This is a genomic window from Micromonospora sp. NPDC049230, assembly GCF_040647875.1.
Classification (GTDB): Bacteria; Actinomycetota; Actinomycetes; order Mycobacteriales; family Micromonosporaceae; genus Micromonospora.
Window position 1 is genome coordinate 35,434 of the sequence record NZ_JBEZCZ010000009.1, and the last position, 15,598, is coordinate 51,031.

14 protein-coding genes are annotated in these 15,598 nt (G+C 70.8%); 9 read left to right on the forward strand and 5 right to left on the reverse strand.

Going from position 1 to position 15,598, the window contains the following annotated elements:
- The first annotated feature begins 105 nt into the window (after positions 1 to 105).
- Positions 106 to 1,461 carry a hypothetical protein gene (locus tag AB0A95_RS10865; RefSeq protein WP_357555480.1) on the forward strand — a complete coding sequence of 452 codons (1,356 nt, stop codon included), beginning with the start codon at positions 106 to 108 and terminating at the stop codon, positions 1,459 to 1,461.
- Here the strand turns inward: AB0A95_RS10865 and AB0A95_RS10870 are convergent.
- A complete protein-coding gene (locus AB0A95_RS10870) occupies positions 1,433 to 2,509 on the reverse strand; it encodes an NAD-dependent epimerase/dehydratase family protein (protein WP_357555481.1) in 1,077 nt (358 codons plus the stop codon). The genes AB0A95_RS10865 and AB0A95_RS10870 overlap by 29 nt on opposite strands.
- A 155-nt stretch (positions 2,510 to 2,664) precedes the next feature.
- On the opposite strand from AB0A95_RS10870, the gene AB0A95_RS10875 reads away from it, so the two are divergent.
- The 3 genes from AB0A95_RS10875 (at position 2,665) to AB0A95_RS10885 (ending at position 4,757) form a co-directional block, all read left to right on the forward strand.
- Positions 2,665 to 3,360, forward strand: coding sequence for a response regulator transcription factor (locus AB0A95_RS10875; protein ID WP_357555482.1), 696 nt, complete (start codon positions 2,665 to 2,667; stop codon positions 3,358 to 3,360).
- Positions 3,353 to 4,369, forward strand: a complete 1,017-nt coding sequence (locus AB0A95_RS10880) for an ATP-binding protein (protein ID WP_357555483.1) — start codon at positions 3,353 to 3,355, stop codon at positions 4,367 to 4,369. The genes AB0A95_RS10875 and AB0A95_RS10880 overlap by 8 nt, the downstream gene beginning before the upstream one ends.
- A 190-nt stretch (positions 4,370 to 4,559) precedes the next feature.
- Positions 4,560 to 4,757 (forward strand): hypothetical protein, encoded by a 198-nt coding sequence (locus tag AB0A95_RS10885; protein ID WP_357555484.1) that lies wholly within the window; start codon positions 4,560 to 4,562, stop codon positions 4,755 to 4,757.
- A gap of 176 nt (positions 4,758 to 4,933) precedes the next feature.
- On the opposite strand, the gene AB0A95_RS10890 is transcribed toward AB0A95_RS10885, so the two are convergent.
- Positions 4,934 to 5,464, reverse strand: a complete 531-nt coding sequence (locus AB0A95_RS10890; protein ID WP_357555485.1) for a GNAT family N-acetyltransferase — start codon at positions 5,462 to 5,464, stop codon at positions 4,934 to 4,936.
- Positions 5,465 to 5,777: 313 nt separating this feature from the next.
- Here AB0A95_RS10890 and AB0A95_RS10895 point away from each other — a divergent pair, with 313 nt between their 5' ends.
- Entirely contained in the window at positions 5,778 to 6,653 is an 876-nt protein-coding gene (locus tag AB0A95_RS10895; protein ID WP_357555486.1) for an endonuclease/exonuclease/phosphatase family protein, read from the forward strand.
- A 57-nt stretch (positions 6,654 to 6,710) separates the two neighbouring features.
- Here the strand turns inward: AB0A95_RS10895 and AB0A95_RS10900 are convergent, their stop codons facing one another.
- From AB0A95_RS10900 to AB0A95_RS10910, 3 genes are all read right to left on the reverse strand, one after another.
- Entirely contained in the window at positions 6,711 to 9,044 is a 2,334-nt protein-coding gene (locus tag AB0A95_RS10900; protein WP_357555487.1) for a tetratricopeptide repeat protein, read from the reverse strand.
- Positions 9,041 to 9,427, reverse strand: a complete 387-nt coding sequence (locus AB0A95_RS10905) for a hypothetical protein (RefSeq protein WP_357555488.1) — start codon at positions 9,425 to 9,427, stop codon at positions 9,041 to 9,043. Before AB0A95_RS10905 ends, AB0A95_RS10900 begins: the two co-directional genes overlap by 4 nt.
- 88 nt (positions 9,428 to 9,515) lie before the next feature.
- A complete protein-coding gene (locus tag AB0A95_RS10910; RefSeq protein ID WP_357555489.1) occupies positions 9,516 to 9,998 on the reverse strand; it encodes a hypothetical protein in 483 nt (160 codons plus the stop codon).
- A gap of 258 nt (positions 9,999 to 10,256) precedes the next feature.
- Here AB0A95_RS10910 and AB0A95_RS10915 point away from each other — a divergent pair, with 258 nt between their 5' ends.
- From AB0A95_RS10915 to AB0A95_RS10930, 4 genes are all read left to right on the forward strand, one after another.
- Positions 10,257 to 11,708, forward strand: a complete 1,452-nt coding sequence (locus AB0A95_RS10915) for a family 43 glycosylhydrolase (protein ID WP_357555490.1) — start codon at positions 10,257 to 10,259, stop codon at positions 11,706 to 11,708.
- Between the two features lie 36 nt (positions 11,709 to 11,744).
- On the forward strand, positions 11,745 to 13,184 hold the full coding sequence (locus AB0A95_RS10920; RefSeq protein WP_357555491.1) for a glycoside hydrolase family 43 protein: 1,440 nt from the start codon (positions 11,745 to 11,747) through the stop codon (positions 13,182 to 13,184).
- 51 nt (positions 13,185 to 13,235) lie between these two features.
- Complete coding sequence (locus AB0A95_RS10925; protein WP_357555492.1) at positions 13,236 to 14,729, forward strand: RICIN domain-containing protein; 1,494 nt, start codon at positions 13,236 to 13,238, stop codon at positions 14,727 to 14,729.
- A gap of 143 nt (positions 14,730 to 14,872) precedes the next feature.
- Positions 14,873 to 15,544, forward strand: a complete 672-nt coding sequence (locus tag AB0A95_RS10930; RefSeq protein WP_357555493.1) for a 4'-phosphopantetheinyl transferase superfamily protein — start codon at positions 14,873 to 14,875, stop codon at positions 15,542 to 15,544.
- Positions 15,545 to 15,598: the final 54 nt, after the last annotated feature.

Here is a 15,598-nt window from a genome sequence, read left to right on the forward strand (position 1 = left end):
TCCTCCTTACGAATCGCTTACGCGGCAGGGGATCTTACGAGTCCCTGACGTCCCGTCGCGTGGCTGTCGGATCCCTGGTCAAAGGTCGTATCGTCGGCCGTCACCATGACCATGATGACCCGGCCGGGACGACCCCGGTCCGCCGATCTGATCGTCCTCGGCGCCGAGGTGGCCCTGCTCGCCGTCGCCGTCGTCGTCGGCGCGTTGCTCAACCACCGGGGCGTGCGGCTCTACGCGGACGCCGCCCCGATCTACGCCTCCTGGCAACCCCATGTGGGCCTCGGCACTCCCGCCGCGCTTGTCGTCGCGGCGCTGTTCGTGTGGCGGGGCACGCGCTGGGCGACCGACACGCGGTGGCCGCGGCTGCTCGTCGTCGGCTACCTCGCCGCGGTGCTCTGGACGCTGTCGCTGGCACTGGTGGACGGCTGGTCCGCAGGCTTGACCGAGCGGCTCACCGTGCAGGCCGAGTACCTGTACGAGGTGCCGGGGGTGACGGATGTCGGCGCCATGCTGTCCGGCTTCGCCGAGCGGATCGTCGACTTCCAGCCCGGTTCGTGGTCCACCCACACCGCCGGTCACCCACCGGGAGCGTTGCTGTTCTTCGTCTGGTTGGAGCGGATCGGCCTGGGCGGCGGCACCGCTGCCGGACTCGCCTGTGTGCTGCTCGGCGCCACGGTCTCGGTGTCGGTCCCGGTGACGTTGCGCGCGCTGGGCGCCGAGGACGCGGCTCGGGCGGTGTGGCCGTTCCTGGTCCTCTTTCCGGGGGCGGTCTGGGTGGGTGCGTCGGCGGACGGCATCTTCGCCGCGGTGGTCGCCGCCGGGCTGGCGCTGCTGGCGGTGGGTGGCCGACCCCGGGCCGTGCTCGGCGGGCTGCTGCTCGGCTTCGCGCTCTACCTGTCGTACGGGTTCGTCCTGGTCGGGCTGCTCGCGTTGACAGTGGTGCTGCTGCGGGCGCGGGATCGCCTCGGCGTGCTCGTGGCCGCGGCGACGGCGGTCGCGGCGGTCGTGGCCGCGTTCACCCTCTCCGGTTTCTGGTGGCTGGACGGCTACCACCTGGTGTCCCGTCGCTACTACCAGGGCTGGGCGGCGGACCGCCCGTACGGCTACTGGATCTGGGCGAACCTCGCCGCCCTGCTGCTCTCGGCCGGGCCGGTGGTCGGGCCGGCGCTGCGACGGGCGGTGGCCGCCGTGGCGGTCCGCGCACCGCACCCGACGCCCCTGCGGCAGCGGATCGTCAGCGCCGGCCCCACAGTGTGGTTGCCCCTCGCGGCAGCGGCGGCCGTGCTCGCGGCGGACCTGTCCGGGCTCAGCAAGGCCGAGGTGGAGCGGATCTGGCTACCGTTCACCGTCTGGTTGCTGGTCGCCACCGCGCACCTGCCCACCGGTCACCGACGGTGGTGGCTGGCCGCCCAGGCCGCCACGGCGCTCGCCGTCAACCACCTACTGTGGACGGTGTCGTGAGCGCTGCCGGCTTCCGCATCACCGCGGTGGTGAAGTCGGCGACGCCAGCGGCGAAGCCGACCCGGGCGGTGAAGCCGAGCAGCCGGGTCGCGCGGGCCGGATCGGCCACGACGTGCCGTACGTCCGCCGCCCGCCCGCCCCCGACGGTGACCGGCATCGGCCCGCCCATCGCCGAGGCCAGCTCGTGGGCCAGCTCACCGACGGTGTGCGGTTCGCCCGAGCAGACGTTGACCGGGACCAGCGGGTCCGGTGCCGGTGTCGTCAGGGCCAGCAGGTTGGCCGCGGCGACGTCTGTCACGTGGACGAAGTCGCGCCGTTGCCGGCCGTCCTCCAGGACCCGGGGCGGTTGGCCGGCGGCCAGGGCCGACCGGAAGATCGACGCCACCCCGGCGTACGGGGTGTCGCGGGGCATCCGTGGTCCGTAGACATTGTGGTAACGCAGCGCCCAGACCGAGCCGCCGGTCTGCCGGGCCCAGGCCCCGGCGAGGTGTTCCTGGGCCAGCTTGGTGGCGGCGTACGTGCTGTGCGGCTCCAGCGGCGCGTCCTCGGGCACGAGCCCGGGGGAGAGCGTCTTGCCGCAGCGGGGGCAGATCGGCTCGTACCGACCCTCGGCGAGGTCGGCGGCGCGGCGGCCGACCGGCCGGACGACCCCGTGCGCGGGGCAGTGGTAACGGCCCTCGCCGTAGACCACCATCGAGCTGGCCAGCACGAGCCGGCGTACCCCGGTGGCGTGCATCGCCGCGAGAAGGGTGGCCGTGCCGAGGTCGTTGTGCGCGGCGTACCGGGGGGCATCGGCCGGGTCGACGCCGTGGCCGACCATGGCCGCCTGGTGGCAGACCGCGTCGACCCCGGTCAGCAGCCTGGTCAGCAGCTCGCCGTCGCGGACGTCGCCGACCACCAGATCGTGCCGCGCCCAGGGCGGCGGCGTCGGGCCGTGCGCCTCCGGCACGAGCGCGTCGACGGCCACCACCTCGTGCCCGTCCGCGCCGAGCAGGTCGGCGACGTGGGAGCCGATGAACCCGGCAGCGCCTGTGACAAGTATCCGCATTCCGGTCACCGTAGGACCCCGGGGATGCCGGCGCCGCGTGCTGGGCGCAGCCGTAAGAACCTCGTTAGGTCTCGCCGGCGCGGTCGGTGCCCGGTGCCTGGCTACGCTGGGCGGATGGACACGCCGGGGCCGACGAGCCGGGACGGGGGGCGTTCGTGACACAGCGGGTGCTGGTGGTCGACGACGACCAGACCGTCAGTGACGTCATCTGCCGCTACCTCGAACACGACGGCTTCCAGGTGAGCCACGCCGGGGACGGGGCGATGGCACTGGCGGCGGTGGCTCGGCAGGCACCGGATCTGGTCGTGCTCGACCTGATGCTGCCCAAGATCAACGGCCTCCAGGTCTGCCGGGAGCTGCGGGCCCGGCCGGACGGCGTACCGATCATCATGCTCACCGCGCGCGGCGACGAGTCGGACCGGATCCTCGGGTTGCAGCTCGGCGCGGACGACTACCTGACCAAGCCCTTCTCCCCCCGGGAGCTGGTGCTGCGGGTCCGTTCGGTGCTCCGTCGCGCCGGTGGCGGGCCGCCACCCGAGCGGTCGGAGGCGCTCACCGACGGCAGCCTGGTGGTGCAGACGACCTCCCGCACCGCCCGCCTCGCCGGCACCGACCTGGCGTTGACGCTGCGCGAATTCGACCTGCTCGTCTACCTCATGCGGCATCCGTCCCGGGTGTTCAGCCGAGCCGAACTCCTCGAACAGGTCTGGGGCTGGAACTTCGGGGACCACTCGACGGTGACGGTGCACGTCCGTCGGCTGCGCGAGAAGATCGAGGCGAACCCGGCCGATCCGCGGCGGATCGTGACCGTCTGGGGCGTCGGCTACCGGTACGAGCCGGCCCATGCGTGACCTGCTGCTGATCTTCGCGATCGCCCTCGGCGCGGCAGTGGGCATCGGGCTCGCCGGCGCGGTGCTGCTCCGCGCGCTGCGGCGCAGCTCGATCACCGTGCACCTCAATGTGCTGCTCACCACCACCGTGGTCGCCGTCGTCGTCGGGGTGATGGCGGTCGCGGAGGCGATGTTCCTCTCCGCACACGACCTTGAGGTGGTCCTGATCACCGTCGCGGCGGCGGCGGTGGTCAGCCTCGCCGTCGGTGGGCACTTCGGCCGTCGACTGGCCCGCGCCGCGGTCTGGCGCGACCAGGCCCGGGAGCGGGAACGACGACTGGAGAAGGGCCGGCGCGACCTGGTCGCCTGGGTCTCCCACGACCTGCGTACCCCGCTCGCCGGGCTGCGGGCCATGGCGGAGGCGCTGGAGGACCGGGTGGTCCGTGATCCGGACACCGTCGACGAGTACCACAGGCGCATCCGGCTGGAGACCGACCGGATGACCCGACTCGTCGACGATCTGTTCGAGCTGTCCCGGATCAACGCGGGAGCGCTGCGGTTGTCGTTGCGGGCGGTGCCGCTCGGCGAGGTGGTCTCCGACGCGCTGGCCAGCACCATCCCGCTGGCCGAGGCCCGGCGGATCAAGCTGATCGCCAGCGAGTCGGGGTGGCCGACGGTTGCCGCGAGCGAACCGGAGCTGGCCCGGGTCGTGGCCAACCTGCTGCTCAACGCCGTCCGCTACACCCCGGAGGACGGCACCGTACGCATCGAGGCCGGCCACGAGGAGGACCACGCCTGGCTGTCGGTCGCCGACACCTGCGGCGGCATCCCCCCGGCCGACCTGCCCCGCCTGTTCGACATCGCGTTCCGTGGCGAACCGGCCCGCACGCCCCGCGCCGGCGACGGCGGGGCGTCCGGGGGGCTCGGCCTGGCCATCGTCCACGGCCTGGTGGAGGCGCACGGAGGTCGGGTCGAGGTGCGCAACACCCCGGAGGGCTGCCAGTTCCTGGTCCGGTTGGCCACCGCCTGAGGAATCGAACGTTCGGGGTGGCGGACGAATTCGCGCTGACGCGCCATCTGCCCGCCGAACGCGGCCTGGTCCGCCGGCGGCTGCTGGAGGTTTTGGGCTGCCGTCCCTGGCGGCGCTGATCCTGTAGTTGCGGCGCCGCGGGGAAAGACGTCCGGGCCCCCGCACGCGATGGTCGGTTGGCACGTCAGTGGTGGCGGTACTGCTGGGCGGGGTCGCCCCGGTGGGTGCGGCGGTCCTGATGAACCTGAACGACCTGTCGGCGATCCCGCATCACGCGGGTTCGGTAGTCGCCGGTGTGGGCGGACCGCTCATCGCGCTGGCCTACACGCTGCTCGCAGGGCCAGTGGCGGAGGAGTTCGGCTGGCGGGGTACGTACAGCCACGCCTGAGGCAGTCCTACAGCCGGATGGGGACCACCCTGGTGCTGGGAGCCGCGTGGGGCCTGTGGCACGTGCCGCTGTTCTTCCTGTCCCGTGGGCCAATGCCGTCCCGACTCCTGATCCGGGTGCGCTGCAAACCTCGTCCGGCGTTCTCGGCGGTCGCACAACTGACGGAGCGGCGCGGCTCAGCCGACCCGCTGGGCCAGTACCTGCCCCGGCCAGGATCCAGCCAGGAAGGTTTCGGCGGGAGTGAACCCGTGGCGTTCGTAGTACGCCACCAACTCGCCACCGCCGCCCGCCCAGCAGTCGACGCGTAGCAACCGCACGCCGGCCCGCCGGGTTTCCTGCACGGCGTGGGCCAGCAGGGCCGACCCGAGATTCCGGCCGGCGAATCGTCGGTCGGTGACCAGGAGGCGGACGTAGCGCTCGGGTTCGTCCGCAGGCGCGATCGGTGCCCGCCGATCGGGACCGGAGTCCAACACCAGGGCTGCGGCCGGCGTCCCGTCCACCTCCGCGAGGTAGGGGAGGTTCTCGGTCAGGTACCGGTCGACCAGTTCGGCCCCTCCGCGCTTCGCGGAGAACGGGGTCGTGCCCCACTGCTCGGTGTTCCCGCGATCATTCATCCAGGCCACCGCGGCGTCGAGCATGTCCAGTATCGCGGGGGCGTCGGGCGGGCCACCGCGTCTGATTCGTACGCCGCGGGTGGTGTCGTCCATGGCGCAATGATAATTCGTGCCTGGTCGAGCACGGCCGGTCGTCGTCCGACCTGACCCCCGCCCGCAGCCCAGAATCTCTTCGACGGCGCCCGCCTGCTCGCCGGCTGCCAGGCGTTCTCCGAGCTCGGGCGCGTCCGGTCCGACGGCCTCACCTTCGGGTAGCAGCACCACCGCCACTGGGAGAGCCGGTCACGCCCGCACCGGTCGACCCAGGTCTGTCCATGCTTCGTCACCGGATGTTCGGCCTCGCGTCGACTCGAATCGATAGGGTTCGTTGGCCGCGACCGGCGGCGGTTCGGGTGGAGGGACGTCGATGCGCAGGACAACGGACTGGCAGGCCCGCGCACTGGGCGCTCTCGCGGGCGCGGTCGTGCTGGTGGCGGCCCTGCTGCCGGCGGCCCCGGCGACTGCCGCCAGCGCGGGCTTCAAGACGGCGACGCTGAACATCTACTACGGGCTGAGCCAGGCCGACTTCGTGTACGACCTGAACCTGATCGCGTCCAGGGCGGACCTCGTCGGTCTCAACGAGGTCGGTGCCCGCAAGGCGTTCCTGGAGAGCTGGGCCGCCGACAACGGCTGGTGGTGGTACGCGCCGGGCGGGACCAACCAGGCCGGCGAAGCGTTGATCGCCAGGAAGAGCATGTTCGACGTGGTCGACAAGGGGTCGAGTTTCGTCTGCGACACCAACGGTCCGGGCGAGGTTCCTCCCGCGCGCTACAACAACTGGGTCAAGTACCGGCACAGGGCCAGCGGCCGCAACGTGACCCACATCAACGCCCACGCGGTGGCCAGCATCGAAAACGCGGGCCGGCCCGAGGACCTGCCGCGCACCAGGTGCGCCGAGGCGCAGTTCCAAGGCCTCAAGGACCTGGCGGTCGACAAGCAGGACGAGGGCCAGGTCATCGTGAGCGGTGACCTCAACGTCGACTTCAGCGCCGACCGGAGCTACGGGTACGCGAAGTTCCCGTGGCAGGTCTTCGAGGCCAACGAGCTGCCGAATCTGCGCTCCAACTACAACCTCTACGGCGAGAAGGGCACCGGAACGCACGGCAACCGGCACATCGACTACGTCTACTTCTGGAAGCGGCTGCCCGATCACCAGGTCATCTGGATGACCGATTACGACATCGTCGGTGGCACCAGGTCCGACCACAACGGTGTCGTCGCGACGTTCTCCATCCAGAACTGACGCGCCCGCCTCGGGCCGGCACCAGTCGAAGCCACTGCTCACGCCCGCACTATCGAACTATGCCTCGTCGCGCCAGGCCCGCAGGGCATCAACCGCTGCCACGGTGTCCGGGTGTTCGTCACCCAGCACTCGCACCGCGTCGTTGACCACCTTCTCCATGAGGGTGACGGCCTCGTTGGTGCGGCCTGCTTGTCGGTAGGAGCTGGCCAGGTTGGCCCGGGCGGTGATCGTGAAGGGGTGTTCGTCGCCCATCACCCGCAGTCGATCGTCGAGCACCTTCTCCTCGATGGTGATGGCCTCGACGGTGCGGCCTGCTTGCCAGTAGGAGACGGCCAGGTTGGCCCGGGCGGTGATCGTGTCCGGGTGTTCGTCGCCCAACACCCGCGCCGCGTCGTTGAGCACCTTTTCTTCGATGGTGATGGCCTCGTTGGTGCGGCCTGCCTGTCGGTAGGAGGTGGCCAGGTTGGAGCGGGCGGTGATCGTGTCCGGGTGTTCGTCGCCCAGCACTCGCGCCGCGTCGTCGACGGCCTTCTCCATGAGGGTGATGGCCTCGTTGGTGCGGCCTGCTTGCCGGTAGGAGCTGGCCAGGTTGGTCCGGGCGTTGGTCGTGTCCGGGTGTTCGTCGCCCAGTACTCGCGCCGCGTCGTTGAGCACCTTCTCCTGAATGGTGATCGCCTCGTTGGTGCGGCCTGCTTGTCGGTAGGAGGTGGCCAGGTTGGAGCGGGCGCCGATCGTGTGTGGGTGCGCGGCGCCCAGTACTCGCGCCGCGTCGTTGACGACCTCTTCTTCGATGGTGATGGCCTCGTTGGTGTGGCCTGCTTGTCGGTAGGAGGTGGCCAGGTTGGCCCGGGCGGTGATCGTGTCCGGGTGTTCGTCGCCCAACACCCGCGCCGCGTCGTCGACCATGCGGTGCCAGTAGTCGACGGCGAGGGCGTACAGCCCGGACCGCAGCAGGCTGCCCCCGGCCCAGTACAGCAGCGAATGCCCGTCGGGGTGCCACAGTACGTCACCGGCGAGGCCGGCCAGCGTGCTGGTGTTGGTGCGCAACGCATCGACAATGTCGCTGGCAACGTGGTCGCGATCCGGCCACAGCCGCAACAGCGCGGCGGCAGCGGTGTGGGCGATCGTGGCCGGGTCGATCGTGCTGACTTCCCGGCTGGCGCGGGCGGTCAACGCGTGGACCCGTACCGCGCGGGGACCGTCGGCGGGGGTGTGGGTCAGCAGGCCGTAACGGTGCAGCGTCCGCAGGGCCGTGCCGGACTGGTCGGCGGTGACGGGCCTGTCGACCTGCTCGGACAGGTAGCCGGTGACCGCGGCGGTCGTCCACAGCTCGGCGGGGTGGCCGTCGGGGCTGAGCACCGCTGCCAGCGCCAGGGCCGGACGGGCCAGCCCGACCGGGTTGGCCCGGTCGGCGGCGTCCAGGGCGAGCAGGAGCGTGACAGTCACCGGTCGGCCGTAGCCGTCGGGGTCACTGCCGGCGGGCATCACCTCGGCCACCCGGGCGGCGGCGGTGTAGCGGGCCAGATAGTCAGCGCACCCGACCGCCTGGTCGATCATGTAGGCGGTGGCGTGGGACAACGCCAGGGGCAGGTGCCCGACGGCGGCGGCCAGGTCGCCGGCGCTCGTGTCGAGCAGGCCGGGACACCCGGCCTCGGTGAGCCGGTCGGTCAGGTACACCAGCGACTCGCTCGGGCTGTACACGCCGATGTCGATGCTCTGCCGACCGCCGGTGGCCAGGGCCGCGTCGCGGCGGCGGGTCGTCGCGAGCGTCCACCCGGTCGACCGGTGCGGAGGCCACCAGCCGACCAGGTCGGCCGGGTCCGTGATGTCGTCCAGGACGATCAGCCAGGTCCGGTCGGTGGTGTGCAACCACTCGCAGAAGGCGGTGGCGTCGGCGGCCGGTTCGGTGCCGTCGGCTCCCGGTGCGCCGACGCGTAGCGCGGCCCGCGCGTACCCGGTGATGATCTGCTCGGGGCTGCCCGCGGGCACCCACACCACCAGGTCCGTGGTCCGCTCCTGCTGGGCCTGATGGGCGAACCACGCCGCCAGCTGCGACTTGCCGACCCCACCCTCACCGGCGAGGACCCGGGTACGCGTCCGGGCCGGCCGCGCGTCGTGTTGGGTCAACACCACGTCGGCCCCGTGGTCACGGGCGTCCTGGATCCGCTCCCGCACCGCACGGCGGGGTTGGAACGCCGAGGCCAACGCCGGCGGCTGCCCCACCTGGACCGGCCACGTCACCGCCGTGACCGGGGGGTGGCGATGCTCGTGGAACTCGGCCCGGACGTCGCCGTGGATCACGCCGGTGTTGGCGACACCGGCCCGGTCGGCCGTCGCGGCGCCGGAATCGGTGACGGTCGCCGCGGCGGGCGGATCGAGCGGCGAGGTCACGGCCCTGGCCGGCGCCGCAGACCGGTGTTGGCCACGGAACCCGGGCCATCCGCTGTCGCATCTCCGGAACGGGTGACCTGCGCCGGACGGTCCGTGCCGACCACGTCCGCGCCCGTGTTCGCCTGCCCGCCACCCGTGGCGCGGGCCGCGCCCGTGTCCTCGACCCGGTCCGGCTCCACCATCGACACACCCCCTGGTCCAGAGGTGGGCAGCAGGTACGGCGCGGCCACCGCGACGAGCGCCACCACCACGCTGATGGCACTGGCCAGCTTGTCGGCCTTGTCCAAACCCACCACCACCAGGTACGCCACCAACCCGGCAATGATCACACCGAACGTGACGCGCCCGGCCCACAGCCACGCTCGCCCACGACGAGGCACCATGCCTCCACCCATAACGATCGACATCGCTGGTTACCGGTGGTCAGTCTACGAACACGCGCCAACCTCGGCGCGACGGCACCGCGACGGATCAGGTCTGCCGCCACACCCGGAACGTCTGATCGAGTCGCCAGGTGCCGTCGGGCTGCCGGGCCTCGTTGCGCCAGCGGAACTCGTCTGCCTCGATGTCGGAGAAGGTCCAGCGCAGATCGCCGCCGTCGAGCACGATCTGCTCGCCGACGCGGGAGGCCAGGAAGGTGTGTGTCCGACGCCGTCCCGGTCCCACCCAGGTGGAGCGCCAGACCCCGGCACCGGCCGTGGGATCGGGGAATCGCACGCTGACGCCGTGTTCGACGCCGGGCAGGATCCAGACGTCGGTGGTGGCCCGGCCGCCCAACGCGTACCCGAAGTGCCACTCGCCTCGCCGCACGGTGCGGGGCCCGTCGGGGTCGTACTCGGTGCAGTCCAGTGCCCAGGAGCCCGAGAACTGACCAAACAGGCTGAGGTCGACGCCGTCGGCTGGCTCGTCCGCGAGGAAGGCGGCACCGACGGCACCGGATGACGTGAGCACCATGCCAGAACGATAGCGCCGGCCCGGGCGGCGCGATCAAGACGAACGAGCTTCGTCGATCCTTGACACTCGTTGATGCGATCGCTAACACTGGTCCGCAACGCGACCTTAACGAGCAGAACACATTGTGCCTGTACGGCGTGGCGCACCAGAGTTGTCCCGTGTGGCAGGTCGTCCGCCACCCAGAACCGCGAGGCCCTGAGCCGCGCCCGAGTTGATCTTGTTAACGCTAACATCGATTGCCGTTCCGGAAGGGGAGTCGTGACAGTGGTTCCGTGGCGAACGACAGCGGCATCGCCGACCCGGGCCCGCGGCTACTCCCGCATCCGGGTCCTGGTGCTCTCCGCCGTGGCCGCCGCCGCGTTCGTGGTGGTCGCCGACGGGCCGGCGCAGGCCGCCACGCTGCCGACCGGCGCGGTTTCGCTGGAGGCGGTCAACCAGGCCGGGCGATTCGTGCGGCACGTCAACTATCTCGGTCAACTCGACCCGGTGACCTCCGGCAGCGCCAACCAGACCAAGCTCGACGCCACCTTCACCGTTGTCAACGGCCTGGCATCCCCCGCCTGCTACTCGTTCCAGACCAAGACCGGCTTGTTCCTGCGGCACCGCGACTACCGGCTCCGGGTCGACCCCAACACCGGTGACGCGGGGTTCCGCGCCGACGCCACCTTCTGCGCGGTGGACGGCTCGGTCTCCGGATCGGTGGCGCTCACCTCGTACAACTACCCGGACCGGCGGATCCGGCACCGCGACTTCGCGCTCTGGATCGACACCTACCAGGACACCGCCGCGTTCCGGGCGGACAGCTCCTTCCGCCTCGCCGCGCCGTGGGCGCCCAAGACCACCAAGGGGCCGGTGCTCCCGGGCCTCTTCGCCGACCCGCACCTGGCCGTCTTCAACGGCCGCTACTACCTGTACCCGACCACCGACGGCTACGCGGGCTGGGCGGGCACCTACTACAAGGCGTTCTCCTCCACCGACCTGGTCAACTGGACCGACCACGGCGTGATCCTCGACCACGGCCCGGACGTGTCCTGGGCGGACAACTCGGCCTGGGCGCCGGCGGTGGCCACCGCCAACGGCCGCTACTACCTGTACTTCAGCGGCGGCGCGGCCAGCGGCAACACCGCCAAACAGCTCGGCGTGGCAGTGGCCGACAGCCCCACCGGGCCGTTCCGCGACGCGCTGGGCCGGCCACTGGTCCGCAGCGACCAGTTCTCCGGTGGCCAGGCGATCGACCCGATGGTGTTCACCGACGACGACGGGCAGTCCTACCTGTACTGGGGTCAGGGCGTCGCCCGGGCGGTACGGCTGAACGCCGACCTGACCTCCTTCGACACGGCACAGGTACGTACCGTCACGCCGTCCGGCTACAACGAGGCCCCTTTCGTGTTCAAACGCAACGGCCTCTACTACTTCATGTGGTCGGAGAACGACACACGCAGCGAGGACTACCGGGTCGCGTACGCCACCGGCTCGTCGCCCCTCGGGCCATGGACCAGGCGCGGCGTGGTGTTGCAGAAGCGGCTCGACGTCGGCGTCAAGGGCACCGGCCACCACTCGGTGGTCCGGGCACCCGGCAGCGACACCTGGTACATCGCCTACCACCGGTTCGCCGTGCCGGCCGGCAACGGCACCAACCGGGAGACCGCCATCGACCGGATGGAGTTCAACGCAGACGGCACCATCCGTGCCGTCGTACCGACCCTCTAGCTGACCCGGATGCCCTCCCGCGAAGGAGAGAGACACATGTCGAGAGTCCTCGCGCGGCTCGGCGCGGTCGCGGTGGCCGCGTGCCTGCTGTTCACCACCTGGTCGGCGGCGACACCGAAGCAGGCGTCCGCACTCGACCCGACGGTCGGCTACCTGATGGCGCACTTCACCGGCGAGTCGTCGACCGCCCAGCAGATCTACCTCGCCCACAGCACCGACGGCCTGCGCTGGACCGACCTCAACAACGGTGGGCTCGTCCTGCGGTCCACAGTCGGCACCCGCGGCGTCCGGGACCCCGCACTGGTCCGCTCGCCCGCCGGCGACAGGTACTGGATCATCGCCACCGACCTGTGCATCGGCTGCGGCCAGGACTGGTCGACCGCGATCAACAACGGCAGCCGCAACCTCGTCGTGTGGGAGTCCACCGACCTGGTCAACTGGTCCGCGCCGTGGCTGCTGAACGTGGCCGGCGCGATCCCGGACGGACGCAACGCCTGGGCGCCGGAGGCGATCTGGAACCCGGACACCGGCGACTACGTCCTCTACTGGGCGACGAACGTCCCGCTCAACGGTGCGGCAAAGCACCGCATCTATGCCGCGCGCACTGCGGACTTCCGCAGCATCACCACGCCGCAGGTCTATATCAACAGGCCCGGTAACCAGGAGATCATCGACACCCAGATCGTCGAGGTGCCGGCCGGCGTCGGCGCCTACCGGTACGTGCGGGCCTCCCGGGACGGCCAGATCGCCATCGAGGGCAGCAACTCGATCCTCGGCACCTGGACGAGCCTCGGCGACCTGTCCGGCATCGGGCTGACCGGTGCCCAGGTCGAGGGCCCGATGTGGCTGAAGTTCAACAACCGCGACGAGTGGGTGCTCTACCTCGACCAGTACTCGTCCGGGCGCGGCTACCTGCCGGTGCTGACCAGCAACCCGTCCAGCACGAGCAGCTACCGGCTGCCGGCGTCCGGCTCGTACGCCATGGGTGGCACCAAGAAGCGGCACGGAACGATCCTCAACCTGACCGCCGCCGAACAGAACCGCGTGCTCGCCCGCTGGCCCGTCACCGCGGCCAACCGGATCCAGTCGTACAACTTCCAGGACCGGTACGTGCGGCACTACGACTACGACGTCCGCATCGACCCGAACGTCAGCCCGGCCCAGGACGGTCAGTGGCGGGTCGTGCCCGGCCTGGTCGGCTCCGGCACGGTCTCCATCCAGTCGGTCAACTACCCGGGCTACTACCTGCGCCACTACGGGTTCGACTTCCGACTGGAAGCCAACGACGGCACCGCCACCTTCGCCGCCGACGCCACCTTCCGACAGGTCGCCGGCCTCGCCAACTCCTCGTGGACGTCGTTCCAGTCCTACAGCCACCCGGACCGCTACATCCGGCACTACGCCTACCTGCTCCGGCTCGACCAGATCCCCGACGCGCAGAGCCGTGCCGACGCGACCTTCCGCGTGACCAGCTAACACCTCGAGATGTCGAGCCCGGAGAGGCAAGAACTAGTGATTGGACAACGCATGAAACGGATCAGCCGGTCGATGCGCCGGACGTTGATCGCCCTGGTGGCCGCCGTGACGGCGATGGTCGGCGGCGTGGTCGTCGTCGCGTCGTCGCCCGCCGTCGCCGCCACCAACCAGTTCCGCGGCATGAACTGGGCCATGTTGGGTGACAACTTCAAGACCAGCCCGCTCGTCGTGCAGGGTCTGAGCATGTCCGACAGCAACGCGACGGTGCGGGCCAAGGCCAATGCCATCTACGACGACATGGCGTCCACCATGGGCGTCAACACCGTCCGGCTGCCCATCAACACCCACACGGTGGGTACTGCCTGGTGGGAGGCCTACCGAGGCGCGATCGACGCCGCCACCGCCCGCGGCTTCAAGGTCATCCTCGCCTACTGGGAGGACGCCGCCGCCTCCGGCGGCAGAATCACGAATCTCGCCGCCTGGAACACGATGTGGTCCACGGTGACCAACACGTACGGCTCGAACACCAACGTCTACTTCGAGCCGATGAACGAGCCGCACGGTTACAGCTCGACGGAGTGGCGCAACGTCGCCGCGAACTGGCTCAGCTACCACACCTCGGCGGTGCCCGGCCGGGTGCTGATCGGCGGGACCGGCTTCAGCCAGGACCTGCGCGACATCTGCAACGACAGCCGCTTCAACTCGACGCTGCTGTCCTTCCACTACTACACCTTCTTCTACGGCGCGATGACCTACGACGGCTTCCGCAGCCACATCCGGGAACGCCTCGGAAACTGCGCCTCGCGCGCGGTCGCCACCGAGTTCGGTGGCCCGATGAACGACGGTCGCAACTACGCCGACGCGGGCAGCACCGACAACTTCGTGCGCTACATCCGCGCCATGGCCCAGGTCATGCGGGACAACCAGATGGGCGGCACCTACTGGCCCGCCCTGGGCGGCAAGACCGGCACCATCGGCTACGACTGGTACTCGATGTTCGCCCTCACCGGCAGCGGCACCGACCTCAACCTGACCGTCCGCAACACCTCCGGCGCGGACCGGATCCGGTACGCGTGGGGCGACACCATCGGTGGCGGCGACCCGACGACGCCTCCGCCCTCGACGGGGACGTTCTACCGGCTCGACGTGCGGCACAGCGGCAAGACCATGAACGTCCAGTCACCGAACACCGACAACGGCGCGCGCATCGCCCAGTACACCTACGGCGGCAACGCCTGGCAGCAGTGGCAGTTCCAGGACGCCGGCAGCGGCTACTGGCGCATCGTCAGCCGAAACAGCGGCAAGTGCCTCGACGTGGTGAGCGCGTCGACCGCCGACGGCGCCGAACTCGTCCAGTACACCTGCGGCAGCGGCACCAACCAGCAGTTCCAGCTGGTCACCAACGGCAACTACTTCCAGCTCCGGGCCCGCCACAGCAACAAGTGCGTGGACGTACCGGCCGCGTCGACCGCGGACGGCGTCGTCATCAAGCAGTACACCTGCAACACCGGCACCAACCAGCAGTGGTCCCGCACGACCGTCTGACCGTCGTCGCGACCGGTACGGCCCGCACACCCCGCGCACCGGGACGTGCGGGCCGTACCGGACCCTTGCTCGATGATGGGAGCTGTGATGACCAGGACAACAGTGGATGGTCTGTGGATCACCCGGCAGATGCGCGTTCCGGCGTGAGTACGCCCATCGGTCCCGTGGCCGGGCTGGTTCCCGCCGGCGTGGTCGTCGTCGAGGCGTTCGGTCACCGCGACGACGTCGTCCTCCTGCCCGGGGAGGAGGCGGTGGTGGCGCACGCCGTGGACAAACGACGCCGCGAGTTCGCCACCGCCCGACACTGCGCCCGGGCGGCACTCGGCCGGCTCGGCATCGCCCCGGTGCCGATCCTTCCCGGCCCCCGGGGCGCGCCCGGGTGGCCGGACGCCGTGGTCGGCAGCATCACCCACTGCGAGGGATACTGCGCGAGCGCGGTGGCCCTGCGCCGGGAGGTGGCCGCGCTCGGTGTCGACGCCGAGCCCGCCGCTGCGCTGCCCGAGGGGGTGCTGGAGGCAGTCGCGCTGCCCGAGGAGGCGCAGGCCGTCCACCGGCTGGCCGGCACGTACCCCGAGGTCCCCTGGGACCGGCTGCTGTTCAGTGCCAAGGAGTCGGTGTACAAGACGTGGTTCCCGGTGACCGGCCTGTGGCTGGACTTCCACGAGGCGCGGATCGACCTGGACCCGTCGGGTGTCTTCACGGCCACCCTGCTCAGGCAGGTGCCGACCGGCTGCGTCGTTCCACTCGACCGGCTGGCTGGGCGATGGCGGATCCGAGCTGGTCTGGCCGGCACCGCCATCGCCGTACCCAACTGAGCTGCCTCAGGCCCCGGCGACCGCGTCGGCCCCGCCCCCCTGCCCCCGCCGTAC